A 26,283-nucleotide genomic window follows, 5' to 3' on the forward strand; every position below is an offset into this window, starting at 1 on the left:
TTTACACTACCAAAAAGTATATTTTGTCAGCTTCAAAAAAACGATCAGGTAGTTTGCACGAAAAAGCCGGAATTTCTCCTCCAGAAATCACCAATGTTTCGGCTATTCAACAAATTAAAAAAAACAGAAGACAGCAGCCTTCTTCATCTGAATTGATTGCGGGTGTTTTATCGGGAAATATAACGGCGCTGAGTCGTGCTATCACACTGGTTGAAAGTACCAATCCGGAACATACTGCAAAAGCAAACGAAGTTATAAAAGGCTGTTTGCCGCATGCCAATCGATCGATTCGTATTGGAATCACGGGGGTTCCCGGTGTTGGAAAAAGTACTTTTATTGAAACTTTTGGAAGCTACCTAACCCAATTGGGGAAAAAAGTCGCGGTTCTGGCAGTTGATCCCAGCAGCTCTATTTCGCATGGAAGTATTTTAGGCGATAAAACCCGTATGGAAGAACTCGTAAAAGATGAAAATGCTTTTATCAGACCCAGTGCTTCGGGAGATACTTTAGGCGGTGTAGCCCGTAAAACACGAGAATCGATTATTTTATGTGAAGCCGCAGGTTTTGATACGATTGTTATTGAAACTGTTGGTGTGGGACAAAGTGAAACCGCCGTTCACAGCATGGTGGACTTTTTCTTACTACTAAAAATTTCCGGTGCCGGCGACGAACTTCAGGGTATCAAACGCGGCATTATGGAAATGGCCGATGCTATTGTAATCAACAAAGCCGATGGTGACAACATCAAAAAAGCCAATCAGGCCAAACTCGAATTCAACAGAGCTTTACATTTATTCCCTCCAAAAAAATCAAACTGGCAGCCAAAAGTCACTACCTGCAGCGCCATCACTAAAGAAGGTATTTCAGAGATCTGGACTACTATTTCTGATTATACAGAAACAACTACCTCAACTGGTTTCTTCCAGGAAAGACGAAAAGAGCAAAACCAATTCTGGATGATGGAAACCATTGATGAACATTTGAAATCAAACTTTTACAATCATCCTGAGATTATTGGGCAATTGCTACAAATTAAAAAAGCGGTGCAAAATGATGAAATATCACCTTTTGCAGCCGCTCAGTTTTTATTAGATACCTATAAAAACAGCTTCTAATTTCTTAAAGCTATTTTTCATTTACTTTACATTAATTGAAATTGTATAAGTCGTTTCACTTTGTTGAATAGGGTATTTACCGGGAACTAAAATGTTTGAATTGAATTTTAAATCTTTAACTAATTCCGGAGCTATAGTCTGTCCTTCAGGTATTACAAAAACTTCTCCATCTCTTACTAAATCTTTGTGATGCTCAGTAGTCAAAGCACTTTTTTGAATTTCCATAACAAAATTTCCTTTTTCATTTCTAACACGTACTGGTGTTCCGGTAGCATTTGGCTTAAAAAGGTTAAGGTAGTGCCAATCAAAGGTATAAATATCAGGACAGAACCCGTTTGGCTGACTGCAGTCAACATTATGCGATCCCCAATTTCGTACAATAAATGAATCGTGGAAGTAGATTCTTTGAGTATTGGGTTGATTTTGCTGCTCTGTGTCTGATAATTGAGTATTTTGATCTTCAACAGATTCGTTATTGCAGCTTATAAAAAAAGCGGCAGACACAACAACTAACATTACTTTTAACACTTCAGATTTTCTTAATTTTTTTTGTGGTAATTTTTTCATAATAAATAAATTTAATGGTCCCTACTCTATCACTGGCTTTTCAGGTTACGCCTTTTGGTTTAGTATAGATCAATTAAATTTATTTTATGTTACCCCCTATTTTGAAATTTTAACAAAAAAAAAGCTGCTAAGTATGAAATTACTTAGCAGCTTTTTTTTACAATAAGTTGAAAATTACTTTTTCTTATCCCTCAGTTTATATTTATTCTGCTTGTACAAATTGCCTGCAGTTATAACATGTGCCAAAGCATCTTTTGCTAAGTCTTCATTTAATTTAACTGGAATTAAAGTAGTGTCGTTTTTAATTTCAAACTGTAAGGGTTTCAAATTAGGCTGCATAATTACGACCTGATTCTCGACTCTGAAAGCATTGATATCGTTGAATTGCATGATGGATCTTCCTTGTGTTTTCGCATCCAGTTTGTTCAGGTTTCTTCCTACCATTGGTGTTTCAAACGGAAGTCCCAAATAACTCAATAAGGTTGGCGGAATATCGATCTGACTGGCCAGTTTACTATAAACAGCTCCTTTTTGAACGCCAGGTCCCATGATAAGAGCCGGAATGTGAAACTTGTTAATTGGTACTAAATTTTTACCGTAGGTTCTGGTGTTGTGATCCGCGATTACGATAAAAATGGTGTTTTTGAAATACGGTTCTTTTTTAGCCATTTCGAAAAATTTCCCAATAGAGAAATCGGCATATTTCATAGCATTGTTTACGGTTGCCGGTTTGGCATCGTAAGGTTTGATTCTTCCCGCAGGATATTCAAAAGGCTCATGATTGGAAGTCGAAAACATTAAAGAAAAGAAAGGTTTGTCTCCTTTTGCTTTAAAATAGTTATTGGCTTTGGTTACCAGATCTTCATCTGAATATCCCCAGGTTCCTTTAAAAGCATATTTGTTTCCATCCGATTCAAAATCTTCCTGATCTACGATATCCTGAAATCCATTTCCGTTAAAAAAGGAAGCCATATTGTCAAAATTTGCCATTCCACCATAAATAAAACTGGTGTCATATCCTTTTTGTTTTAACGCATCGGCCAATGTGAAAAATCCTTGCTGTGAGTTACCTAATTTCACTACACTTTCTGAAGGTGAAGGTAAAAATCCGGTTACTACCGCTTCGATTCCACGCACACTTCGCGTTCCTGTGCAATACAAATTGGTAAACAATAAACCTTCTTTAGACAGTTTATCAAATTCGGGCGTTAACGGTTTTCCTCCTAAAATTCCAACGTACTCCGCTCCTAAACTTTCCTGTAGAAAAATAACCAGATTGTATGGTTTCTTCAATAGTGTGTCCGGTTGCTGTACATGCAGAAACGGAATTTCGGCATCTGTAAAATCACCAGGTCCGGCCAGCATGTATTTTTTTACACGGGCGATGGCCTCGGCTTCTTCCATTTTACCGTACATCTTGGTGTTTCCTTCATTTTTAATCGAATAAGCCGCAAAAGCTACCGTATAAAAAGAATTCAATCCCAAAGTATTCGTTAACTGATCGGTTGAAAATACCGCATTACTGGCATTGATCGGACGTTTTGAAGTAAGACTTGAACGCGCTCCAAAAAACAACAGAAAGGCCACTAATGGAAAAAGCATCAGTTTAAATTTATAGTCGGCACTGCTGGTATAGAAATACTTCTTTCCTTTTTTGAAAGCAAAATACAGGACTACTCCTAAAATTATAAAAGTCACGATGATCGAGGTCAGATAACTTTTTAAAAGCATTCCGACTACTTCTTTAGGATAAATCAGATAGTCTAAGAAAATTTTATTCGGACGTGTGTCGTATTGTTTTACAAAATCTGGTGTTGCCAACTCTACAAAAAGAATCAGAAACAGGAATAAAAAGCTGTAAATAACCAAAAATTTATTGGTAAACTTCAATGCTTTATTGGGCAGGAAAGTAATTAAAACTGCCGGCAGGAAAGACAAGTAACACAATAAAATCAAGTCCATTCGCAGTCCGATTGGGAAGATGTACCAAAAATTTGGCGTTTCTACTACCCTGTCTTTAAAAATAAAGAACAAAAATAGTCGGCTTAAAGTAGTAATCAACAATCCGATTGCTATGAAATTGATGATGGGTTTTAAAAAACTTAATTTTTTCATTAGAAAGATTTAAATGTTTTGGGATTGGGGCCTATCATAAAGACACCGGATGTCTTTACTCTTCGTAACGATTTATTTCCCTATCGTAAAACTCATTGGCCAAAACAATTAAACCTTCCATCTCCGCATTTAATTCTGCTTCGTCAAGATCTTCTGCTTCTTCCATGAATTCTACCTCATCATCTTTTAAGTTGATTATGAATCTTGGATAATCCAGGTGAATGATGAAAATATCATCTGGAAAATCAGTATTGTCTCCGAGTAAAAATTTAGGTAATTCCATTTTTATTTATTTATTATTTTATTTATTGGTTCACAGACTGCAATGGTTTAAAGTGCTTTCAGCATACTTTGCGAATCCTTTTTAGCTGTGGCTGATTCTTTTGCCGTTCAAATTTAAGTATTTGAAACTGAATTTCTGATTAATTTTTTGGTCAGGTAATGAAAACGAATATAAAGAAATATTGCGGCTGTGGTCAATCCGGCCAAAAGTCCGATCCAAACCCCCTGTGCTTTTAATTCGGTATATTCAGCCAGGTAATAGGAAATTGGGAAACCAATTATCCAATAGGCTACAAAGGTAATGTACATCGGGATTTTTACATCCTGCAAACCGCGTAAAGCCCCCAGAACGACAACCTGAATTCCATCAGAAATTTGAAAAACGGCCGCTATTAAAAGTAATTTTGAAGCAATACCAATTACCTCATTGTTATCGAGAAGCTGACCTCCGTTTTCCATATTCAAAAAGATATGTGGCAGGAAATCATGAAACGCTACAAACAGTATCGCAAAAAAGGTTTCAATTATAATCGCCAGTAAAAAGATCGAACGGGCCACCACAACTAAGTTTTTATAATCCATCAAACCTCTTTGATTGCTTACTCTGATCATCGAAGTCACACTCAATCCCATTGCAAACATAAAGGTCATAGACGCCAGACTTAAAGCAATCTGATTGGCTGCCTGACTGGTTTTTCCAATGTTCCCGCAAAGCCAGATCGACGCAGTAAACAAAACTACTTCAAAAAGCATTTGCATGGCCGATGGAAATCCGATATTGATTATTTTTTTCAGGGTTTCTTTTTTAATTTCATCAAAGCTGAAATTTTTGAAGAAACGTTTCAAATCTTCTCTTCTCGAAAGCATGATGTGCATGAACATGACTAAAAATATTCTTGAAATTACAGTCCCCAAAGCAGCACCAATAATTCCCATTTTTGGAAATATCCAGATCCCGTAAATCAATACATAATTAATTCCAACATGCAGGACGTTGGCCATAATCATGGCATACATTGAATATTTGGTCATCGAAAGTCCGTCAGCAAATTGTTTGTATCCCTGATATACGATCAGCGGAATCAAAGAAAAAGCAACCCAATCCAAATAAGGTTTTGCAAGCGCAATTACATCAGCAGGCTGCTGCAATAACTCCATTATAGGTTTTGCGAGCACGATAATTCCGAAAAGTAATAATCCTAACAGTATACACAAAAACAATCCGTGATGAAATGCAGAGCGAATTTTACCATCATTTTTTTCGGCATCTCCTTCTGCTACAATTGGTGTAATGGCGGTAGAGAAACCAATCCCCAACGACATGGCGATAAAGATCATACTGTTTCCTAATGAAACTGCCGCTAATTCTGTACTTCCTAACTTTCCAACCATTATGTTATCAACGATACCGATTAAGGTATGTCCAACCATTCCTAATATAATGGGGTATGCTAATTTTAAATTATATGAAAACTCTTTGGTATACTGCTTTAAATTCACTTCTCTTCTATTTTAGTCGGCAAAGATAATCAGAAGCTTTGGATTCTTTGGTACGATTAAAAACATAAGCAAACATTAAGGCATTTTTTAACTAACCTTATATTATATAACAATTATGAAAAATTATATAACGCTCTCCTGAGGTCTTGAAAGTATTTTTACAGTATTAGAAATTCAAAATAGATGGTCATGAGAAATTTAAAAATGTTATGCCTTGCTGCCTTCGCTTTACTATACGCCAATACAACTTTTGCTCAGGACAATGCCGTTAAAGATTACAATCAGGGTTTTAGATTAGGCTTTGGTTTAAATGGTGGTATCCCAACCGACAACGACTATAAATGGTCACTTGGCGGGGATGTTCGTCTGCAATATGATTTATCTAAAAAAACATCGCTGACCCTGACTACAGGTTTTACCAATCTGTTTATGAAAGACGAAGCAAAAGATCTTGGATTTATTCCGGCGAAAGCGGGTTTTAAAGCTTTTATCTGGGAAGATCAGTTTTATGTTTTAGGAGAAGTGGGAGCTGGTTTTGCCGTTACAAACGGTTATGACGATACTACTTTTTTATGGGCACCGGGAATTGGGTATGCCAATAAATACATTGACATTAGTGTTCGTTATGAAGATTATAATAAATTCAAAACCAATCAGGTTGCTTTGCGCTTAGCCTATGGTTTTAATTTATAGAGATTGAGTTTAATTTATTTTTTTGTTTTTGGTATGAACCCGGTAGAGAGTAAGATCTATCGGGTTTTGTTTTTTTTATACCATTGGTCAAAAGATAACTGCCATTAGTCAAATGATTTTTTATGATTGGTTTAGAACGCGGTAATTCGCAGAAAAATTAATCCAATCATGAACAAAACAGTTTTTTATTTAGCACAGCTTTTTTTCTTTTTACTGATCAGCACTTGTGTCCGATCACAATCAAAATTCTCCGGAGAATTTAAAGTCGATTATGTCCCTTTTTCCAATTACGTACGACCAATGGACAGTACCAAAACAAACGCCGAAAGTAATTTTAAAAGAGTTCAGCTTGCTTTTGAAGTACCACTATCGCTGGAAATGGACCAATACAATCGTCCAAAACTCTGGTCGCTTTTTGCAACCGGAAGTTATGCCCGAATGGAAAATAAAAATTATGAGGCTCCCTCTCTTCCTATAGAGTTTCAGAATGGTTTTCCTAATGAATTGCTGAATGCCCAGGTGGGAGTTAAACATTTACGCTCTATTTCCAAATCCTGGTCTTTAATGATTGTAGCATCTGTGGGGGTTTACACCGATATGGTCGAAATTAACAAAGAGGATGTATTGTTTCAGGGAGGTGTCTTTTTTATTAAACAATTCAATCCAAATATGTCTTTTGGTATGGGACCTGTATTAACCAATAGTTTTGGTGTTCCGATGGTGCTTCCCGGAATTTATTTTAATTGGGAATCAAGAGGCGCCTGGCATTTCAAAATTACTTTCCCGGAAAGTCTGGAATTTGGGTATCGCATATCTGACACTTTTGATTTAAAAACGGTTGTCGAATTGAGCGGAATGACTGCCGAAACGAGAGTCAACAATAAATCAACGCTATTGGGTTACCAGCAAATTATTGCCGGTATACAACCTGAGATTAAATTGGGGAAACACTGGAGACTGCAACCAACTGCGGGAACAACACTTTTACGCAATTTCTCCAATACCAATAGAAAAATCAAGGACATTTTTAAGGAAAAAGATATAGCCAACCCGAGATTTACCACTACATTTTATGGAGCCGTAGCCCTAAAATGGGCATTCTAGGATTAACGGCTTAATAAATTTTTATAGACTACCTCTTTCAACAATGCTTCGCGGCGCGTTCTTGAAATGGGTAGTTCTTGTCCTTTTACAAACAATCGTCCACCCGCAACAGAATCGATATGGGTAATATTGACAAGGAACGATTTGTGAATTCTGAAGAAAATCTCTGTTGGAAGTGTTTCTTCTAATGAGATCATTGTCTGATGAATTACAAGAACCTTGTCTTTAAAATGAAGTTTTGCATAGTTTTGCATGCCTTCGATATAGAGGATATCCAGCCAGGAAATTTTTTGAAAGCCTTCCTCCTGACGCACATACAAATAGGGATCTAATTGATTTTGCTTCGGAGAAGCTGTCATCTGATGCCATTGTTTTGCTTTTAGAGCGGCCTGATAAAAACGCTGAAACGTTATGGGTTTTAATAAATAATCAACAACCTGCAAGCGGTAACCCTCCAAAGCATATTCTGAATAAGCCGTAGTAAAAATGACCAAAGGCGGATTGTCCAGCGATTCTAAAAACTCCAATCCGGAGAGATAGGGCATGTTAATATCCAGAAACAGCAAATCGACCTGCTTTTCCTGAATGTAGGACGTGGCTTCTAATGCGGAGGCACAAGTACCCGCAACTTCGAGAAAATCAATTTTAGAAACAAAATCTACTATTCCGTTTCTTGCGATAGGTTCGTCGTCGATAACAAGGCATTTCATGTTCATATTTTTGTATTTTTTACTATTTTTTTTCTCGCAGATCTGGCAGATTTTTTCTTTCTTTTTTACCCAATCAAAAATCTGCAATCGTTAATCTGCGATCTAAAATCTCTTAACTTTTTGGTATTTTTTACTATTGTTTTCTCTCTCGCAGATCAGGCAGATCAAGCAGATTTTTTCTTTCTTTTATAATACCCGATCAAAAATCTGCAATCGTTAATCTTCAGTCTAAAATCTAAAATCTTTTAACTTAAGGGCATTGAGCTATCAGGAACAGTACTTATTTTAAATCTAAATCCACCGTTACTGTAAAATCCGCATCGGTTTTGTTGATTTTGAGCTGATGTTTTTCGGGGTATTGAATTGCGAGTCTTTTTTTGACATTTTCAAGTCCAAGTCCCTGGTTTTTTGAAGGGATTTTGTATTGCTCGGTATAGGAGTTTTCGATTTTAAAATGCAATTGTTTAGCCGTTTGTTTGCACGACAAATGCACATAACCTCTTTGATTGGGAAGTCTTGAAACGTGTTTAAAGGCATTTTCGATTAAAGGAACCAAAAGCAAGGGCGCAATCTGAAGCTGAGCATCCTCGATTCTCCATTTGCATTTTACTTCTAATTCGTTACCCCATCGCGTTTCTTCGACTGCAATTAAATCTTTGAGATATTTTATTTCAAGCTGCAACGGTACGTATTCTTTGTTGCATTCATAGAGCTGATACCTTAAAATATCGGAGAACTGAACGAGTAAATCCGAAGCCAGTTTCACATTACTCTGCATTAAAATATGAATATGATTGAGCACATTAAACATGAGATGCGGATTGATCTGATCCTGTAAAATCCTGATTTGTGCCTCGAGATGTACCTGCTGCAGCTGCGCATGGTTGCGTTCGATTACATTATGTTCCTGATAAAATCGAAGTCCGCAGGCCGTACCGCAAATCAAAATGGCAGCGGGAATACTGCCAAAAAATCTTGCCCATAAAAACTGCATCGAAGTCATGTGAGCTTCATCCGGATATAAGCGTGCGCGAGAATAGGTATTAGAAAAAACAGCATAGACAATGGCCAGACAAAAGGAAAGTACCAAAACTATAATAACGCTTTGTACGGCAAATAGCGCCATTCTTCTTTTGCGCAAGGCATATGGTAATAACACATCACTTAAGAAATGTGCCAAAAGACAAGAACACAATAAAACCAAAAAAGCCTGAGAAGCAGCTGATAAAAAGCCATAAGCCTCTATCATCTGCGACCAGATCGTTATCCCGAGTATGCACCAAAAAAAGACTAAAAATATCCAGTGTCTGTTTTTACTTTTTGTAATCATTTAATAAAGAATATAAAATTCAGAAGAAACTTTAGGTCCAAAAATAGCCCTATATTTTTTAAACAAACAGCAAAGAACCCAAAAGATTCTTTGCTGCTGACAAGGTTCACTCCATAATGAACGCTTAAAATATAAAATAACCAACGCTGACGTTAAACGAATTTGGTTTTGAGCTAAATTCTTTACTCAGGTTATTCAATCCTCCTTGATAGGTAACATCAAAAGTAAACTTCCACATTTCGATTCCGGCCCCAACCTGATAACCTATATTCGATTTATCAAATTTCCCGTAGGACGTTTTTAATTGATTTAGTGAAGAAAAATTTTCATCCAGTACATAAGAATAAACTCCACCTCCAAAAACCTTTACCTTCAGAACAGATTGATCAATTACTTTGTACCCAATTAACAGTGGCATTTCGAGACTTCTCCAGGTTGCATTTTTTGAAGACGACTGGGCTGTTCTTTCAATTTTAGAAGATTTCTCACTGTACAAAATTTCATTTTGAACATAGAAACGTTTGAAGTCAAATCGAGCCATAGCACCACCAAAAAAACCGGCGGCATACTTTGAATCAAAACCGTTTGAAACTGGCAGTTCAGCATAATTTGATCCCGCTTTTATTCCGATGTGAATGGGAAGCGGAGATTGTGCATGCATTTTAGAAGAGAATAAGGCAAATGCGAAAACCGTTGTAAGCAATACTAATTTGTACGTGTTCATGATAATAGTTTTTATTAATTTGATGCAAAGGAGTACAAATCTGAAACGCTATTAAAATTAGTTTGATGAACGGCAGCTGGGTGTTGACTAACGGAATTATTCAACTATTACAAAACAAACCGGACAGGTTTTTGAAACCTGTCCGGTTTAAGAATAAAACCGGTTTTTGATGAACGGAATTATTGAACCATTATCCATCACACAAAAAACCCGACAGGTTTTTGAAACCTGTCGGGTTGAATTTAAAAAAACACTTTTTTATTTCAAATACTTTTTATCGGTCAGCGTTCTCATGAAGGCGATAAGCTGTTTTTTCTCCAAGTCGGATAAGTTTAATTTGTCTTCGGGTAAGGTTTGATTCGGAACATCGAATCCTAAGCCTAACCCTCCTCCGTCATTATAAAAGTCAACTACCTCTTCCAGTGTCTTGTAAACGCCATTGTGCATGTATGGAGCGGTAAGTGTTATATTTCGGATGGTTGGTGTTTTAAACGAATGTTTATGAATCGCTGCCTGAGTGATCACAAATTTCCCCAGATCTCCGTCTAGTTTTTTACTTTTATTCGGAACGCCCAATATTTCGCTTTCCGATCGGTCAAAATTAGGAGGAACGGTTCCGTTGGTAAGCGGAATAAAGTGACAGGTTGCACATTTGCCCTTCCCCGCAAACAAGTTAAAACCTGCTTTTTCATCCGCTGTAAAAGACGCTTTGTTTTGCATATACCCATCAAACTTCGAATCGTATTGACTTAGCGAACGAATATAAGAAGCCAAAGCATTTTTGATCTCAAATTCGTTTATTGTTCCTTTTGGGAAAGCTTTTTTGAAATCTCTCACATAGTTCGCATCCTTTTGAAGTACTAAAGCTGATTTCTCGAGAGAACCGTGCATTTCGTTTTCATTTTTAATAACGGCGACTGCCTGATCTTCGAGATAACTGACTCTTGAATCTGCAAAAAACACACGCTGAAAAGCGATATTGCTCAGTGTGGGCGTATTGCGCTGAAGCATTGATTTTCCGTCTAATGAAACCGCGGTTTCCATACCATCTGTAAAAGCTTTATCGGCATGATGACACGAGGCGCAGGAACGGGTGTTATTACCCGACAAAACAGGATCGTTGAACAGTTTTTTTCCTAAAGCAATTTTCTCCGGCGTTGTTTTGTAATCCGGGAAACCCGAAAAAGCTTCGGGATCAAATGCCTCCGGATCGAATAAAGTTTGTGCCGTTACTTTTAAACCTCTCTGCTCTTTCATGAGCGGAATGCCCAATTCAGATCGGGTTTGAAACAATCCTTTGTTTAGCGGATTGGCAATTTCTTTGATAAAATAAGCACGGTCAAAAGCATTAAAGTTGGTATTTGTTTTTAAATACTGCTGCCCTTTCTTTAATATTCCAAGTACCTGACCTGAATTAGAAACCGCATTATTCTCCACATAAACCTGATAATATTTTTCGATGGTTTCTAAAGCGACCAAAGCTTCGGGAAGTGAATTCAACACAACGGGCGAATCAAATCCAGTAATTCCTAAGGTAACAATTCGGTATACTTCCAGTCGCATCGCATCAAAAACATGCGCGTCTGTTAATTGATTTGAACTGGAAACTTTCTCCAAACGAACCAAATTAGCCGACAGGACACCCAATTCCTGCAACAGTTCTTTTTTACTCTCTTTGCTGTACTTCGGAAAAACAAATTCCTCAATAACCTGGAATCCTTCGGGCGGAACTGTCACTTTATCGTTTTCCTCAAACTCCGGTATTGCAGGACCATTTATTGCTTTGGAAACGGCTGGGGAATAATACTCACTTATCATTTCGACCTTTTTATAGCTTTGATGTGCTTCGAGAAATTGTCGCTGAATTTGTGCTTCGGTAGAATCCGACTGTACGGAATATTTCAGTTTGGCTACTTTTTCAATCAGTAAAGTAATATCGGACTGAAACAGTTCGTTTACTTCCTGATGTTTGTCCTTTTTCTGGCAGGCAACAAACGCCAGCAGAAAAAACAAACCGTATATTTTTTTCATCTTGTATTATAAATTAAAAGGGGAATATTCAGAAAAACAGAAACCACTACCTCAAATTGAAGTAGTGGATGACTGTTTGGTAATGCTTTAAAATTTTATCTCGCTAAACCTTTAATGACTACGATTTGACTTGCTTGTTGCTCGTTCGGACGATTTGTTCCTCCGTCAACTCCTTTATATTTATCACCAGTCCAGGTATGAGGCTGTATACTTAACATAAAAGTATCCGGAATACCCAACTGATCTGATACATCGATCATAGCACCATATTCCCAGTCTCCGAATTTAGATAGTTTCCCTACGTTGTATTTCGAAGCATCAGCCTGAGTACGACGGTGGTCTAATTCCAGTACCACTTTTAGCTCTTTTGTAGCGATATTGTATTGGTAGATGTAAGCATCGTGTGTTTCGTCACCGTATCCGTTTGCATCTTCCTGAACGTAAACGTAGTTAGAAGTTACACAAATGTTATCCGGGTTTTGAAATTTCCCTGCTTTTCCACTGCGAACATCACCATCCAAAACTAGTTCTAAAGTTCCTTTTAACGGATCAGCAGCATCAAGATTTAATCTGTAAACTCTACCGTATTTTGTTCTTGAACCATCAGCATTTGTTCCGGTAATGTCTTGTCCTGTTACGTTAAAGTACAATTCACGGTCGGCATTGTTACCTCCTTTGCGGTAATCTAAATCTTCCACACGACCAAATTTGATTGCTTTCAAAGTATTTACAGAGGCATTGATTTGAGCTCCTGTTAAAGTAGTATGATTGTCAATTTTCACAAAAGAAACAGGATATGTTTTGTCTACTTCCATGTCTTTCTCTCTTTGGTTGCTGTCATTTCTCTTTAGCATGTACAAAGATCCTCCGGCTAAATCACCAACAGTGTTTGATACATACATAAAAACCTGACCTCCGTAAGTTCCTGAGTCATCATCACCAATTACTACAACTGTTTTTCCTTTGTAAGCAGAAGAACGTAATGGTAAAGCATTTTCGGCGCTTAAACGTCCAAATCCTGCTAATTCTTTAGATACTGATGCTCCTCCTGCACTAGCGTACGGATCTAAAGCATGTGTACGAGACTCTTCTCCAGACTCTCCACAAGTTAAATAAAGTGGTCCAAAACCGTGTTCAGCCTGAGTAGCCATAGTAGCTCCGCACAATCTCCAGGTTCCTCCACTAGAGTTTAACAAATATTCTCCTTTTGTCGGTTTGAATGTTTTGTCTAAAGTAATTCTCGAAACCGCAAAATTGTCTTCGTTGTTTACTAAAAAAGTAAAAGTTCCGTCTGTATTTTTCAATAGACCTGAACCATCAGCAGAACCTCCAAAAACAAAATTAGGACTATCTGCAAAAACATCATCTGAACTAAAAAGAGAGTAAATTTTCAAACTTTCAAATCCTGCCTGAGCTTTTATTAAACTTGGTGTTACAGATTGATCCTTCAGTACAACACTTGTTGTTTCTGCTTCGTCTTTAGAATCGTTATTACAAGATGTAAGCAACGAACCTAACATAATTAGGGGTAAAATAATTCTTTTCATGTAGTTAAAAAGTTGGTTTCTATTTTTTTTACAAAGTAACCTCCTGCTCTTTAACTTAAAATGATTTAGATATTATCAAAAAAACAACAGTTCATTGAAAAAATGTTATAATGCAAAAAAATGTTAACATTAATTTAGTACTACAAAACACTCATAAACTTACAGTAACATTAGCGCAAAAAAAAGAGCCTTATTTTAAGACTCGTTTTCTAATTGCTCTTTATACATTTTAATATTAACCTTTATACTCTCCGGTAACTCAGGCTCTTTAATGTCGGTATGCTTCTGCATTTCTTCCCAAATGGTTTTGGCGACAATGTATCGTGCCATTTCTTTATCATCGGCCGGAATTACGTACCACGGAGCATCTTTTGTCGAAGTTTTGTTTATCGCTTCTTCATAATAATGCTGATATTCCTCCCAATGTGCACGTTCTTTTAAATCACCCGGCGAGAATTTCCAATTGTGTTTTTCTTCTTCCAGTCTTCGCAGTAAACGTTTGCGTTGTTCCTCTTTACTCAAATGGAGATAAAACTTCAGTACAATAGTTCCGTTTTGCGTAATATGCTTTTCAAAATTATTGATTTGTTCAATTCTGTCTTTCCAAAAATCCTTCGGAATATCTGCTACCGTTTCAATTCCGGGTAAATTTTCATTCAGTATAAACTCAGGATGCACGCGGGTAACCAAAATATTCTCATAATGGGTACGGTTAAAAATCGCATATTTCCCTTTTTCGGGTAAAGCCATATAATGTCTCCACAAATAATCGTGTTCCAGCTCTGCCGAAGTAGGTGTTTTAAAACTATGCACCACCACTCCACGCGGATTAAACTCTTTAAAAACCTCCCTGATCAGACTGTCCTTTCCGGAGGTATCCATTCCCTGTAAACAAATCAAAACACCGTACCTGTTATGCGCATACATGGCATCCTGTTGTTTACTCAATTTAGCCTGAACTTTATCGAGTTTTGCTTCTTTCTCCTCACTGTCTGCATCAAGATCGAGCAAAGTAGGAATCTTTGACAATTTTATTTTATCTGTGACTTTAAAATCATTTGGATCTATTGATTTCATATTTATGAGTTTTTTCGTAATAGTAAATATACTATTTTTACAAAGCATATTCCTGCTGTTCCTTGTAATACTTTCGGAGTCAGCAATTTTATTTTCAAAACAACATTCATGGAAAAATTCACCTTAGAAATATTATTTCAAATCATCGGAATCGGGTCGGCATCAGGATTATTTTTCAACAACAATTCACTTTATATTATTGGTGATAACAGCGGTTTTTTATACGAATACCATATGCAGGATCAGCAATTGAACCAGCATCCGTTAATTGACAATCCAACACAAAATATTGCCAAAAATCTCAAACCCGATTTTGAGTCTTTGACACATCATAACGATACGCTTTATGTTTTTGGTTCCGGATCTACCGAAAACCGAAACAAAATGATTGCATTCGATCTTAAAAACAAAACCATTTTACAGAAAAACAATCTGGTTGATTTATATGCCTTAATGCAGAGTTTTGGTGACATAAAACCGGAAGACTTTAATCTGGAAGGTGCTATTTTCGATGGTGAGAACTGGTACCTGTTCAATCGCGGTAACGGAATCTCTAACAAAAACACCATTTTTACGATTCATGCCAAAAGCCTGGGAGAAGAATTTGCGCTGGTTGCCACCAATTATAAGCTTCCAAAAATAAAAGGCGTTCGCTCCAGTTTTACCGACGCTATACTGGTGGAAGACAAAATCTATTTTCTATCTACCGCAGAAGACACCAAATCAACCTATGACGATGGTGCGATTCTCGGAAGTTTCATAGGAAGAATCGACCTTAAAACTATGAAAATCGATTTCACTCAAAAAATCACCTCAACCAATAAATTTGAAGGTCTGACATTCTACCAAAAGTCAAATAATACCATCGAGTTTTTACTTTGTGAGGATAATGACACAGAAGTTCTCGAAACGAAGATTTATAAATTAACTTTACCCAACAAACTATAAACTACCACAAAAAAATGATCCGGAAAACCACTTTAGCTCTTCTAATTTTTGTTACAAGTCAAATTACACAGGCACAATACCAATATCCGGCGACTCCCGAGCATCCCGTAGTGGATGATTATTTTGGCACTAAAATAACTGATTCATACCGCTGGCTTGAAGACATGAAAAATCCTGAGGTTCAAAAATGGTTCAAAGATCAGGGGATTACACCAATACTGTAATTAAAAAGATTCCCGGACGTGATGCTCTTTTTAACAGAATGAAAGAAATTCAGTCTTTAGGCGGAGACAGCTACGGAGAAGTCAAGCAATTAGGCGAAAATTATTATTATACCAAAAACAAAAAGGAAGAAGGTATTGATAAATTGTACTTTAGAAAAGGAATCAATGGAGCCGAAATTTTATTGCTGGATCCCGAAACCTTCAAAAAAGGAGCAACAATTACAGCATATGTTATAAGTCCTGACAGAAAGAAATTAGCCATTACCTTAGCTGAAAATGGTTCCGAAGTTTGTGAACTCCGTATCATGGATCTAGAATCAAAAACATTTCTTGCCGATAAACTGACCCCGGTTTGGAGCGAATTTAATTTTGAATTTACGCCGGACAGCAAAGCTATAACCTATACAAAAATGAGCAGTGGTGATAGTAATAGCGACGAATTTTTGAAAAACATGAAAGCCTTGATTCATGTTATTGGCACCAATCCGGAAACGGACAAAATTCTGGCATCAAAAAACAATAATCCTAATTTGAATCTTCTTTCGGAGCAGTTTCCGGAAACATCCTTCTCTGACGATTATTCCTATGTCATACTTCGTATAGGATCTACAAAAAATGAAGAACTGTCTTTTTATGCCCCATTCTCAGAGATAAATAAGGCCAAAATAAACTGGAAACCACTAATTAAATTTGAAGATGAAGTAATTACCAGTCTTATAATTGGTGATAAAGTTTTTTTCCTGTCTCATAAAAATGCACCAAACTACAAAATAGGTTTTATAGACATCAAAAATCCTGATTTTAGTAAGGCGACAATTGTGGTTCCTGAAACGAGCAAAGTGCTTCGCAGAATGCAGCAATCTAAAAATTTTATTTATTATTCATTGAGTGACGGAATCAATCAGGACAAATACCAAATTAACGCAAAAACATTGCAAACCAAAATGATTCCTTTACCAAAAGGCTCTAATGGTGGCTCTGCCCTATCCCCTCGTGAGAATGACAATATGAGCTTCACCAATATTGGCTGGATTACTCCTGCCGCAGATTATGATTATAATGCTGTATCGGAAAAATTAACTAAGGCTGAACAATTTATATCCAGTAAAGCTTATCCTGACTATTCGCAACTCTATACCGTAAAAGAAATCGAGGTACCAAGTCATGACGGTGTAATGGTTCCGCTATCTGTTATATATCCTAAAAACATAAAAATGGATGGCTCTACACCTTGTTACATTTCGGGTTATGGTGCATACGGGATCAGCAGAACTCCACGTTTTATTGGCCCTTCCTTAATGGCATTGCTAGAACAAAACACAATAATTGCCATCGCACATGTACGAGGTGGTGGTGAAAAAGGTAATGAGTGGCATAAAGGTGGTATGAAAGCAACAAAACCAAACACCTGGAAAGATTTTATCGCCTGTTCAGAATATCTGATCAAAGAAAAATACACCTCTGCTGATAAACTTATCGGGAACGGGGTTAGTATGGGCGGCATATTGATTGGAAGAGCCGTTACAGAACGTCCTGATCTTTTTGGAGTGGCGCTTATCGAGGTTGGCTGCACAAATGCCATACGAATGGAAACAACCCCAAATGGTCCTAATCAGATACCTGAAATCGGTTCTTTAAAAAAGGAAGAAGATGTCAAACACATCTTAGAAATGGATGCTCAGAGCAAAGTTAGAAAAGGAGAAAAATATCCTGCAATATTGCTGCGTACCGGAATCAATGACCCGAGAGTTTCTCCTTGGGAACCCGGAAAATTTGCCGCTGTCTTACAAAATGACAATGGATCGGACAAACCAATCTTATTACATGTCAATTATGCCAACGGACATTTTTCCAACGATTTAAATATTACCTACGGTGATGCTGCGGATATGTTTGCTTTTGCATTGTGGCAGGTTGGTAATTCAAAATTTCAAATTAAATAATTCCCAATATTTCCGATAAGAAATAGCTTTTTATATTTAAAGCCTCTCCAAACGAATTCCGCAGCGAAACACATGATGTCGCTGCGGAATTCTTTTTTACAAAGATTCCTCGTTCCTCGGAATGACAACTTTGTGGATAATTTATTGTACTTTAGATGTCTTAGTAACCCCCTCTACCGAATAAAAATTAAAAAATAAATGCCTTTTTTGAACTTTTTTTCATTTCTCTCCCAACCTTTTTATCTTTTAAGCCCTCTTTAGTATAAAGACAACAATTGTGATAAACGAAACTCTCATTTCCAACTGCAAAAAAATGCATCGTGACGCCCAGCGTCAGGTGTATGAGCACATGGCTCCAAAACTGTATCGCGTTTGCAAACGATACCTTAAGAAGGAAGAAGAAATAGAAGAAGCTATGGCTGACGCTTTCTATACCATATTTACAAAGCTGGAGCAACTTAAAGAAGTTTTGGCTTTTGAGGCTTGGGCGCGAAAAATTACCGTCAACCATTGTCTGGCAACCATCAAGAAAAACACCAATTTCAATATGTACCTTGATGATGTCAAACTGCTTTCACAACCTTTTACCGAGGAAGTGAACGCATTGGAAGAAGAAGATTTACTGAATTTACTAAACCATATTCCGGACGGCTGTAAAACGGTTTTCAACCTTTTTGTTATTGAAGGTTTCGGACATAAAGAAATAGCCGCTATGCTGAACATTTCTGAAGGCACATCGAAATCACAATTGAATGCCGCTAAAACCAAACTAAAGGAGTTAGTCAATAAATTGTATTACCAAAAAGCAAAATAGTCATGGACAATCAAGATAAAGTATTCGATAAATTTAAAGAGGCCGCACAGCACTCGGAAACTAAAGATTTCCCGGGAATGGAAAAAGTCTGGTCGCGCCTTGAAGATAAACTGGACAAAAAAGAGGATAAAAAAACCATTTCGTTATGGAAAAAAATTGCCATCGCAGCCTCTCTTTTATTGCTCATTTCTTTAGGAGCCCAATTTTTAAAATCAGATAAAACAACTCCTCTTGCAACACCAAAAGTTGTAGTTAACGAAACAGAGCAGCCGGCTTTGAAACAAGAGAACGCAATTGTTTCTTCCGATTCTATAATAGTTCCGAAAGCAGAAGCGGTAAAAATTTTAGACCAGCAAATCAAACAACAACAAAATGTAGCGTTACAGGAAATACAATCTGCTCCCAACAATGCTGTAATCACGGAAGTCGCTCCACCAGCTGTTGCAGATCAAATTGCTGCTCCGGTAGCTGTACAATCCGAATCTTATAAAAATAAAGAAGAGGAAAGCAGCATTGCAAAAGACAAAGCCGTTCCTAATAATTATGGTTACGCCGGATCGATGCAGCGAGAGTCAGCTAAAATGGCTTATGCAGAAAAACAGGTAACAATGGCCAAAAAAAGCGCTCCTCTAATTGTTTTGAACGGAAATGCCATCTCGCACAAGGACGATGCCAAAAGGGATCAGATGATGCAGGCAGAACTTCCAAATTTACAGCCTGAAAATGTAGATTCTCTTGTTGTACTGGATGCCCCGTTGTACATTATTGACGGAATATATTATTCTGAAGATGATTTATTTGGGAAGAACCCAACCAGTCCGTATGCTCCTTTAAACAAACAGGAAATCAAAACAATTACTGTTCTTCAGGATCTTGAAGCCACCTCTAAATATGGCGAAAAGGGAAAAAAAGGAGTGGTAATCATCACAACCCGAAAAGGAAAACCTGCAGCAAAAGACTAACAGCAAAACACTCATTTAATTTCAAAAAATCCTGGTCAGGGCTTTAAGTTCTGACCGCGCTCAACCCGATTATTCATCTAAAAATTACTACCATGAAAAACGTAAAACTTATTTCATTAGCCCTATCTATGCTTATATGTTTCGTAGCATCGGCACAGGAGAAAACCATTACAGGAACGGTTACCGACGAAACCAATATTCCGCTTCCGGGTGTAACCTTGGTGGTTAAAAATACCAAAACCACAACACAAACCGACTTTGACGGAAAGTATTCTATCAAGGCTCAAAAAGGCGATGTTTTGGTATTCAGCTATATCGGATTCAGCTCTCAAACCAAAACGGTGGGCGATCAAAATGTTATTAATGTCAAATTAATTGGCGAAAATCTATCTTTGAGTGAAGTGGTAGTTGTGGGTTACGGAACTTCAAATACGGAGTATGAAAGCTCAAATTATAGTCGTCGTGACAAAAAAAAGGCGGCTAAAACTATTACTCCCATGCTTCAGGGAAGAGTTGCCGGACCACAAATCACTTCCAATTACGTTCAGCCGTCTCCCAATCAAAACATTGTGATAAGAGGAACGGGATCTGTTTCTTCTAAAGATGAACCTTTGTATATTATTGACGGCGTTCCGGTAAGATCACAGCAATTTTCAAAGATCAATCCCAATGATGTTCAGGAGGTAAAAATCTTAAAAGATGCAGCTGCCACTTCTCTTTATGGAAGCAGAGCCTCAAAAGGGGTCGTATTAATTGAGACCAAAAATGGTCTTTACAAAAACCTTACGGAGAAAGAATTAAATGCCAAACTGAAAAAAATACCCGCTCCTCAGCCGGTAGAACCCAATCAGGAAGATTATGATACTTTTGTAGAAAATGCCTTTGAGAGCCCAAAAACTGCACCGCTTTCTACCTTTTCTATCGATGTTGATAATGCTTCGTACACCAATGTGAGACGTTTTATCAATAATGGTCAGGCCGTTCCCAAAGATGCTGTTCGCGTAGAAGAAATGGTCAATTTCTTTAAATACAATTATCCACAGCCAAAGGATCAAAACCCATTCTCGATTCACACCGAACTGAGCGATTCTCCATGGAATGCAAAAAACAAAGTGCTCAAAATTGGTTTACAGGGTAAAAATATCCCAACAGAAAACTTACCGGCCTCCAATCTGGTATTCCTGATTGATGTTTCAGGATCGATGAGCGATATGAATAAATTGCCTCTGCTAAAACAATCTCTGAAAATACTGGTAAATGAGTTACGACGAAAAGACAAAGTAGCCATTGTGGTGTATGCCGGTGCAGCCGGACTAGTTTTACCTCCGACTTCCGGTGACGAGAAAAAAACAATTGTTGATGCTCTCGACAATTTAAATGCCGGAGGAAGCACTGCCGGAGGAGCCGGAATTGAACTGGCTTATAAAATCGCAGCAGAAAATTTCATCAAAGACGGAAACAACAGAGTAATTCTGGCCACCGACGGAGATTTTAATGTGGGAAACACTTCTAATGCTGACATGGAAAAACTAATAGAAGACAAAAGAAAAACCGGTGTTTTCCTTACTTGTCTGGGTTATGGAATGGGGAATTACAAAGACAGCAAAATGGAAACGCTAGCCGATAAAGGAAATGGAAATTATGCCTATATCGATAACATTCAGGAAGCCAATCGCTTTTTAGGAAAAGAATTTAAAGGTTCTATGTTTGCGATTGCCAAAGATGTAAAAATTCAGATTGAATTCAATCCGAAACAAGTTCAGGCCTATCGTTTAATTGGATACGAAAACAGAAAGTTACGTCCGGAAGATTTTAAGAACGATGCTATTGATGCGGGCGAACTGGGGAGCAACCACACGGTTACTGCTTTGTATGAAATTATTCCTGCAGGAGTGAAAAGTGACTATTTAACACAGCAAGCGGACGATTTGAAGTATACAAAAGTAGAAGAAGCTGGAGCAAACTACAACAATGAATTGGCAACTATAAAATTCCGTTACAAAAAACCGGATGGTAACAAAAGTATCGAAATGGTGCAGGTAATTGAAAACAAAGCCGTTGCTTTAGAAAAAGCTTCTGATGATTTTAAATTCAGTTCCTCGGTTGCCTGGTTCGGATTAAAACTAAGAGATTCAAAACTCATTTCAGATAAATCTCCGGATGCCATTTTGAAATTAGCCAGACAAGGCCTTTCTAATGATGCCGAAGGATATAAAGCAGAATTTATTCGTTTGATTGAAGCTGCTAAATTCAATTAAACTCTGATCCTATTTATTTAAAAGAACCTTAAAAAACATCATTGTCATTCCTCCTTCACCGGAATGACAATGTTGTTATCCATTTGACTTGAATCTCAATACTTATCTAAAACATTATAATGAAAAATATAAAACGTATTTCACTGGCTTTTTCTCTATTCCTCTGTTTTATATCACATGCACAGGAGAAAACCATTTCTGATATAAAGCCTGCAAATGCCAATAATCGGATCATAATATGTGCACCATCAAAAAGATCTCTTATGAATGCACCTTTGGTAATTATTGACGGAGTTATAACAAATTCGGAACAATTTTCTAAAGTAAATCCGAATGATATTAAAGAGATAAAAATTGTAAAAGAAACGGAAGCAACTTCTCTCTATGGAGATAAAGGAAAAAATGGTGCTATAATTATCACAACAAAGGAAAATAATTAAAGATTTAATGATGTGGATTTTATTTTAACAGGGGTTTATTAACAAAATTATTTTTACATTTGATCTACTTTAAAGAAAATTGAAACTACAATCTTTAAAAAATCATTTACAAATCAATTTCAAACCCCATTTAATGAACCCTATCTTAAATCAGAATTTATTTCTTGTGAAAGAACATGTTGGCATGTTTAAAGCAGCAAACAATTACGACATTTACAATCCCGAAAGCAATCAGATCATTCTGAATTGCAGGGAAAATAACCTGGGAACTTTTACCAAAATATTTCGCTTTACCGATTACAAAAGAATGACTCCTTTTGATATTGAAATTACAACCGCTTCGGGCGAGAAAGTAATTACAGTTAAAAGAGGTATTGCCTGGCTCAGATCGACTGTTACCGTTTTTGACGAGAAAGACAGACTAGTAGGAACCTTTAAACAAAAGTTCTTTTCTTTTGGCGGCAGATTTGAGATTTTAGATAAAAACGAAAAACCGGTAGCTACGCTTCAGGGAAAATGGACCGGTTGGGATTTTAAATTTACGCATGAAAACAAACAACTGGCACAGGTAAGCAAAAAATGGGCCGGAATGGGGAAAGAACTTTTCACCAGTGCAGATAATTATGTGCTTCAAATTGAAGAAACTGTAGGGGCTGACAGTCCGCAAAGACAATTAATCATGGCAGCAGTAATGTGTATCGACATGGTTTTGAAAGAATAAAAAAGTTGTTAAACTTAGATTAAGAAAACACTTAAAAGCATCATTTAGGAAGCAAAAGCCTTATTTTTGTTGTACTAAAATGATGCTTTTGGCATTTCTAATATTACAATGATGACAGACTTAAAAAATAAAAATGCTCTGATTACAGGAGCAGGAAAAGGGATAGGAAAAGCAATTGCAATTGCACTTGCCAAAGAAGGCGTTAACTTAATTTTAGTCTCAAGAACACAGGCCGATGTAGATCAACTGGCCATTGAAACCACTAATCTGGGTGTAAAATCTCTGGCTTTAACTGCCGATGTATCGGATATTAATTCAATAAATACGGCTGTAGAAAAAGCTTTAGCTGAATTCAAACATATTGATATTCTGATCAACAATGCCGGTACTGGTAAATTTGGTAATTTTCTGGAATTGGAACCGGAAGAATGGGAAAACATTATCAAAGTAAATCTAATGGGAACGTATTATACAACCCGCGCTGTTGTTCCAAACATGATTGAAAGAAAAACGGGGGACATTATCAATATTTCTTCAACGGCCGGACTAAATGGAAACGCTTTAACAAGTGCTTACAGTGCTTCAAAATTTGCTGTTTTGGGACTGACCGATTCTTTGATGCACGAAATGAGAAAACACAACATTCGTGTTACCGCCTTAACACCAAGCACCGTAGCAACTGATTTGGCTATCGACTTAAAATTAACTGACGGAAATCCGGAGAAAGTAATGCAGGCTGAAGATGTAGCCGAATTGATTATCGCACAATTGAAATTGAATCGTCGCGTTTTCATTAAAAACAGCAGCATCTGGTCTACTAACCCTTAATAATAAAATTCCAATACGCTTTAAATTTAAATTCCAATATTTTTTAAATCCCAAATTCCAATTTTTGGAGTTTTTGCAAAATATTGGAATTTGGAATTTTAGTATTGATATTTAAGATTTTAGCATTTGGATTTCAAAAACTTTATATGATGGAACAATATTTAAGACAATTAATCGCCATAGAATTTACAGACAAGAAAGAACTTTTTACAGGATTTCTTATTGACTATTCGGATGAATGGATTTTATTGCGAAACAATCCGGTAGATTTTATTCTGGATGGTTTTGTAGTGCTGAAAAATAAAAACATCGAAGCCATTCACAGGGATCAGGATCTGGCATTTACAGAAAAAATCATCCGCCTAAAAGGGCTAAAAACCAATGCTGAAGATATCATCCCAATTAGGGATTTAACTTCCATTATAAATTTTATTACCAGCAAGTATGGTATTTTTCAGATTTCTAAAAAATCAGCCAAATCGGCTTATTTAGGAAAATTAATCGAATTGACAGAGGAAGAACTTACCATCGATTTCCTAGACACAAAAGGTCAGTTTGGCGGAGAATTAAGCTTTAATCCGCAAAAGATAAGAGTGATTGAATTTGACACCGATTACATCAATTCGCTGAAATTGGTTGTTCCGGAAAATCAGCAGTAATTATTTTAAAACAGAAAAGCCCTTTATTACAAAGGGCTTTTCTGTTTTTTGTCTTTTACCAATAGTTCCGTTCCTAAATTCGCCAATCTTTGTCGAGTTTCTTGTGTGATTTCTCCTTACGTCGAAATGACACTAGAAATTGAAATAACAAATTAAGTTTAAGCCTCTGCCAATTTATTTAAAAACTCGAGACGAACACTTCCATCTTCGTCAATTTTAGTCAGGTTTATTTCTTGTAAGGTATTGACCAATTCAGGATTCCATGGTGTTTTTACTTTTACGTAATTCTCCGTAAAACCATGAATGTATCCTTCTTTATTTTCGCTTTCGAACAAAACAGTTCTGTTAGAACCTAATTGACTTTCGTAAAAAGCACGGCGTTTTTTAACCGATAATCCGCGTAACATTTTACTGCGTTTCGCTCTTACATTTGCAGGAACACTTCCAGGCATGTTTGCAGCCTCTGTATTGTCTCTTTCCGAATAAGTAAATACGTGTAAGTACGAAATATCCATTTCGTTAAGAAAATGATAGGTTTCTAGAAAATGTTCGTCTGTTTCACCAGGGAAACCTACAATAACATCGACTCCTATACAAGCATGAGGCATTACTTCACGAATTTTGTTAACACGTTCTGTATAAACTTCGCGTAAGTAACGGCGTTTCATCAATTTTAAAATGTCATTGCTTCCGGATTGTAACGGGATATGAAAATGCGGTACAAAAGTTCGGCTTGTTGAAACAAATTCAATCGTTTCATTCTTCAGCAAGTTGGGTTCGATAGAAGAAATTCGCAAACGCTCAATTCCGTCAACCTGATCCAAAGCCTGAACCAGTTCAAGAAAGGTATGCTCGTGTTTTTTATTTCCAAACTCCCCTTTTCCGTAATCTCCAATATTCACTCCGGTTAAAACAATTTCTTTGATGTTCTGAGCCGAGATTTCTTTTGCATTTTGCAATACATTTTCCAAAGCATCACTTCTCGAAATTCCTCTTGCTAACGGAATGGTACAGTAGGTACATTTATAATCGCAACCGTCCTGAACTTTCAAGAAAGCACGGGTACGATCTCCAATAGAATAACTTCCCACATAAAAATCGGCTTCGGCAATTTCACAAGAGTGTACTTCTCCCATATCATTCTTGCTCAAATCGTGAATATAGTCGGTAATTTTAAATTTTTCTGTAGCTCCCAAAACCAGGTCAACCCCATCAACTGCCGCTAATTCCTCTGGTTTCAACTGGGCATAACAGCCTACTGCCGCTACGAAAGCTTTTTCATTAAGTTTCATTGCTTTTTTTACAACCTGCTTAAACTGCTTATCGGCATTCTCTGTAACAGAACAGGTGTTGATGACATAGATATCGGCTATTTCCTCAAAATCAACACGATCAAAACCTTCGTCGTTAAAGTTTCGGGCAATAGTTGAAGTCTCTGAAAAATTCAGTTTACATCCAAGCGTATAAAAGGCAACTTTTTTTCTATTTTCCATAGGAATAAACTACGTTTTAAGTAGTAAGATATTATATTTACATCTCTTTTGAAGAGTTTGCAAATTTACGTACAATATTCTTTAAAATAAAATCAATAATACACTATATATCAACATTTTGCAACGAACCTCTATTTTAATTCATTTTAAAAAACCATAAATCAAACAAAATAACGCTTTTAAAAAAAAGTCTCTGAA

23 protein-coding genes and 1 pseudogene are annotated in these 26,283 nt (G+C 36.9%); 13 read left to right on the plus strand and 11 right to left on the minus strand.

Translation table 11 applies throughout. The features are described from left to right. The first annotated feature begins 23 nt into the window (after positions 1-23). Positions 24-1,115 (plus strand): methylmalonyl Co-A mutase-associated GTPase MeaB, encoded by a 1,092-nt coding sequence (gene meaB / locus OLM61_RS02885; RefSeq protein ID WP_264525021.1) that lies wholly within the window; start codon positions 24-26, stop codon positions 1,113-1,115. 21 nt (positions 1,116-1,136) lie between these two features. Here meaB and OLM61_RS02890 read toward each other — a convergent pair whose 3' ends face one another. The 4 genes from OLM61_RS02890 to OLM61_RS02905 form a co-directional block, all read right to left on the minus strand. Continuing rightward, positions 1,137-1,682 carry a hypothetical protein gene (locus tag OLM61_RS02890; RefSeq protein ID WP_264525022.1) on the minus strand — a complete coding sequence of 182 codons (546 nt, stop codon included), beginning with the start codon at positions 1,680-1,682 and terminating at the stop codon, positions 1,137-1,139. 174 nt (positions 1,683-1,856) lie between these two features. After that, positions 1,857-3,797 (minus strand): LTA synthase family protein, encoded by a 1,941-nt coding sequence (locus tag OLM61_RS02895; RefSeq protein WP_264525023.1) that lies wholly within the window; start codon positions 3,795-3,797, stop codon positions 1,857-1,859. Positions 3,798-3,852: 55 nt separating this feature from the next. After that, positions 3,853-4,080 carry a hypothetical protein gene (locus OLM61_RS02900; protein WP_017495128.1) on the minus strand — a complete coding sequence of 76 codons (228 nt, stop codon included), beginning with the start codon at positions 4,078-4,080 and terminating at the stop codon, positions 3,853-3,855. Positions 4,081-4,193: 113 nt separating this feature from the next. Further along, entirely contained in the window at positions 4,194-5,579 is a 1,386-nt protein-coding gene (locus OLM61_RS02905) for an MATE family efflux transporter (RefSeq protein ID WP_264525024.1), read from the minus strand. Between the two features lie 189 nt (positions 5,580-5,768). Between OLM61_RS02905 and OLM61_RS02910 the strand changes: the two genes are divergently transcribed. Both OLM61_RS02910 and OLM61_RS02915 read left to right on the plus strand, forming a co-directional pair. After that, positions 5,769-6,272 (plus strand): hypothetical protein, encoded by a 504-nt coding sequence (locus tag OLM61_RS02910; protein WP_264525025.1) that lies wholly within the window; start codon positions 5,769-5,771, stop codon positions 6,270-6,272. 168 nt (positions 6,273-6,440) lie between these two features. Beyond that, on the plus strand, positions 6,441-7,376 hold the full coding sequence (locus tag OLM61_RS02915; RefSeq protein WP_264525026.1) for a DUF6268 family outer membrane beta-barrel protein: 936 nt from the start codon (positions 6,441-6,443) through the stop codon (positions 7,374-7,376). 2 nt (positions 7,377-7,378) lie between these two features. Here the strand turns inward: OLM61_RS02915 and OLM61_RS02920 are convergent, their stop codons facing one another. From OLM61_RS02920 to OLM61_RS02945, 6 genes are all read right to left on the minus strand, one after another. Then, positions 7,379-8,092 (minus strand): LytR/AlgR family response regulator transcription factor, encoded by a 714-nt coding sequence (locus tag OLM61_RS02920; protein WP_264525027.1) that lies wholly within the window; start codon positions 8,090-8,092, stop codon positions 7,379-7,381. A gap of 274 nt (positions 8,093-8,366) precedes the next feature. After that, the gene (locus tag OLM61_RS02925) at positions 8,367-9,416 is read right to left on the minus strand and encodes a sensor histidine kinase (RefSeq protein WP_264525028.1); all 1,050 of its coding nucleotides are present in this window, start codon (positions 9,414-9,416) and stop codon (positions 8,367-8,369) included. Between the two features lie 124 nt (positions 9,417-9,540). Beyond that, positions 9,541-10,140 carry a porin family protein gene (locus tag OLM61_RS02930; RefSeq protein WP_264525029.1) on the minus strand — a complete coding sequence of 200 codons (600 nt, stop codon included), beginning with the start codon at positions 10,138-10,140 and terminating at the stop codon, positions 9,541-9,543. 258 nt (positions 10,141-10,398) lie between these two features. Further along, on the minus strand, positions 10,399-12,171 hold the full coding sequence (locus OLM61_RS02935; protein WP_264525030.1) for a cytochrome-c peroxidase: 1,773 nt from the start codon (positions 12,169-12,171) through the stop codon (positions 10,399-10,401). A gap of 95 nt (positions 12,172-12,266) precedes the next feature. Then, positions 12,267-13,718, minus strand: a complete 1,452-nt coding sequence (locus OLM61_RS02940) for a PhoX family protein (protein ID WP_264525031.1) — start codon at positions 13,716-13,718, stop codon at positions 12,267-12,269. A gap of 195 nt (positions 13,719-13,913) precedes the next feature. Further along, positions 13,914-14,795 carry a PPK2 family polyphosphate kinase gene (locus OLM61_RS02945; protein WP_264525032.1) on the minus strand — a complete coding sequence of 294 codons (882 nt, stop codon included), beginning with the start codon at positions 14,793-14,795 and terminating at the stop codon, positions 13,914-13,916. A gap of 108 nt (positions 14,796-14,903) precedes the next feature. Between OLM61_RS02945 and OLM61_RS02950 the strand changes: the two genes are divergently transcribed. The 10 genes and pseudogenes from OLM61_RS02950 (at position 14,904) to OLM61_RS02995 (ending at position 24,592) form a co-directional block, all read left to right on the plus strand. Then, positions 14,904-15,743, plus strand: coding sequence for a DUF6929 family protein (locus OLM61_RS02950; protein ID WP_264525033.1), 840 nt, complete (start codon positions 14,904-14,906; stop codon positions 15,741-15,743). Between the two features lie 14 nt (positions 15,744-15,757). Further along, positions 15,758-16,992 (plus strand): annotated as a pseudogene (locus tag OLM61_RS02955) (S9 family peptidase); the annotation flags it as partial. A 273-nt stretch (positions 16,993-17,265) separates the two neighbouring features. Further along, complete coding sequence (locus tag OLM61_RS02960; RefSeq protein WP_264526351.1) at positions 17,266-17,910, plus strand: prolyl oligopeptidase family serine peptidase; 645 nt, start codon at positions 17,266-17,268, stop codon at positions 17,908-17,910. A 313-nt stretch (positions 17,911-18,223) separates the two neighbouring features. Next, on the plus strand, positions 18,224-18,724 hold the full coding sequence (locus OLM61_RS02965) for an RNA polymerase sigma factor (RefSeq protein WP_264525034.1): 501 nt from the start codon (positions 18,224-18,226) through the stop codon (positions 18,722-18,724). A gap of 2 nt (positions 18,725-18,726) precedes the next feature. Then, positions 18,727-19,686 carry a hypothetical protein gene (locus OLM61_RS02970; RefSeq protein WP_264525035.1) on the plus strand — a complete coding sequence of 320 codons (960 nt, stop codon included), beginning with the start codon at positions 18,727-18,729 and terminating at the stop codon, positions 19,684-19,686. 92 nt (positions 19,687-19,778) lie between these two features. Next, positions 19,779-21,944: a YfbK domain-containing protein gene (locus tag OLM61_RS02975; protein WP_264525036.1), complete on the plus strand. Its 2,166-nt coding sequence runs from the start codon at positions 19,779-19,781 to the stop codon at positions 21,942-21,944. Between the two features lie 119 nt (positions 21,945-22,063). Continuing rightward, positions 22,064-22,384, plus strand: a complete 321-nt coding sequence (locus OLM61_RS02980; RefSeq protein ID WP_264525037.1) for a Plug domain-containing protein — start codon at positions 22,064-22,066, stop codon at positions 22,382-22,384. Positions 22,385-22,517: 133 nt separating this feature from the next. Continuing rightward, positions 22,518-23,105: an LURP-one-related/scramblase family protein gene (locus tag OLM61_RS02985; RefSeq protein WP_264525038.1), complete on the plus strand. Its 588-nt coding sequence runs from the start codon at positions 22,518-22,520 to the stop codon at positions 23,103-23,105. 111 nt (positions 23,106-23,216) lie between these two features. Continuing rightward, on the plus strand, positions 23,217-23,933 hold the full coding sequence (locus tag OLM61_RS02990; protein ID WP_264526352.1) for a 3-ketoacyl-ACP reductase: 717 nt from the start codon (positions 23,217-23,219) through the stop codon (positions 23,931-23,933). Between the two features lie 149 nt (positions 23,934-24,082). Continuing rightward, a complete protein-coding gene (locus OLM61_RS02995) occupies positions 24,083-24,592 on the plus strand; it encodes a hypothetical protein (protein WP_264526353.1) in 510 nt (169 codons plus the stop codon). A gap of 158 nt (positions 24,593-24,750) precedes the next feature. Here the strand turns inward: OLM61_RS02995 and mtaB are convergent, their stop codons facing one another. Next, positions 24,751-26,085 carry a tRNA (N(6)-L-threonylcarbamoyladenosine(37)-C(2))-methylthiotransferase MtaB gene (gene mtaB / locus OLM61_RS03000; protein WP_264525039.1) on the minus strand — a complete coding sequence of 445 codons (1,335 nt, stop codon included), beginning with the start codon at positions 26,083-26,085 and terminating at the stop codon, positions 24,751-24,753. Between the last annotated feature and the right edge of the window lie 198 nt (positions 26,086-26,283).

The organism is Flavobacterium sp. N502536 (assembly GCF_025947345.1).
Lineage (GTDB): Bacteria > Bacteroidota > Bacteroidia > Flavobacteriales > Flavobacteriaceae > Flavobacterium.

Excerpts from the sequence above, each read along its gene's own strand:
- OLM61_RS02890 (WP_264525022.1), bottom strand. The coding sequence starts at position 1,682 with ATGAAAAAATTACCACAAAAAAAATTAAGAAAATCTGAAGTGTTAAAA.
- OLM61_RS02895 (WP_264525023.1), bottom strand. The coding sequence starts at position 3,797 with ATGAAAAAATTAAGTTTTTTAAAACCCATCATCAATTTCATAGCAATC.
- OLM61_RS02900 (WP_017495128.1), bottom strand. The coding sequence starts at position 4,080 with ATGGAATTACCTAAATTTTTACTCGGAGACAATACTGATTTTCCAGAT.
- OLM61_RS02910 (WP_264525025.1), top strand. The coding sequence starts at position 5,769 with ATGAGAAATTTAAAAATGTTATGCCTTGCTGCCTTCGCTTTACTATAC.
- OLM61_RS02915 (WP_264525026.1), top strand. The coding sequence starts at position 6,441 with ATGAACAAAACAGTTTTTTATTTAGCACAGCTTTTTTTCTTTTTACTG.
- OLM61_RS02920 (WP_264525027.1), bottom strand. The coding sequence starts at position 8,092 with ATGAACATGAAATGCCTTGTTATCGACGACGAACCTATCGCAAGAAAC.
- OLM61_RS02925 (WP_264525028.1), bottom strand. The coding sequence starts at position 9,416 with ATGATTACAAAAAGTAAAAACAGACACTGGATATTTTTAGTCTTTTTT.
- OLM61_RS02930 (WP_264525029.1), bottom strand. The coding sequence starts at position 10,140 with ATGAACACGTACAAATTAGTATTGCTTACAACGGTTTTCGCATTTGCC.
- OLM61_RS02935 (WP_264525030.1), bottom strand. The coding sequence starts at position 12,171 with ATGAAAAAAATATACGGTTTGTTTTTTCTGCTGGCGTTTGTTGCCTGC.
- OLM61_RS02940 (WP_264525031.1), bottom strand. The coding sequence starts at position 13,718 with ATGAAAAGAATTATTTTACCCCTAATTATGTTAGGTTCGTTGCTTACA.
- OLM61_RS02945 (WP_264525032.1), bottom strand. The coding sequence starts at position 14,795 with ATGAAATCAATAGATCCAAATGATTTTAAAGTCACAGATAAAATAAAA.
- OLM61_RS02950 (WP_264525033.1), top strand. The coding sequence starts at position 14,904 with ATGGAAAAATTCACCTTAGAAATATTATTTCAAATCATCGGAATCGGG.
- OLM61_RS02960 (WP_264526351.1), top strand. The coding sequence starts at position 17,266 with ATGGCATTGCTAGAACAAAACACAATAATTGCCATCGCACATGTACGA.
- OLM61_RS02965 (WP_264525034.1), top strand. The coding sequence starts at position 18,224 with ATGCATCGTGACGCCCAGCGTCAGGTGTATGAGCACATGGCTCCAAAA.
- OLM61_RS02970 (WP_264525035.1), top strand. The coding sequence starts at position 18,727 with ATGGACAATCAAGATAAAGTATTCGATAAATTTAAAGAGGCCGCACAG.
- OLM61_RS02975 (WP_264525036.1), top strand. The coding sequence starts at position 19,779 with ATGAAAAACGTAAAACTTATTTCATTAGCCCTATCTATGCTTATATGT.
- OLM61_RS02980 (WP_264525037.1), top strand. The coding sequence starts at position 22,064 with ATGAAAAATATAAAACGTATTTCACTGGCTTTTTCTCTATTCCTCTGT.
- OLM61_RS02985 (WP_264525038.1), top strand. The coding sequence starts at position 22,518 with ATGAACCCTATCTTAAATCAGAATTTATTTCTTGTGAAAGAACATGTT.
- OLM61_RS02990 (WP_264526352.1), top strand. The coding sequence starts at position 23,217 with ATGACAGACTTAAAAAATAAAAATGCTCTGATTACAGGAGCAGGAAAA.
- OLM61_RS02995 (WP_264526353.1), top strand. The coding sequence starts at position 24,083 with ATGGAACAATATTTAAGACAATTAATCGCCATAGAATTTACAGACAAG.
- mtaB (WP_264525039.1), bottom strand. The coding sequence starts at position 26,085 with ATGGAAAATAGAAAAAAAGTTGCCTTTTATACGCTTGGATGTAAACTG.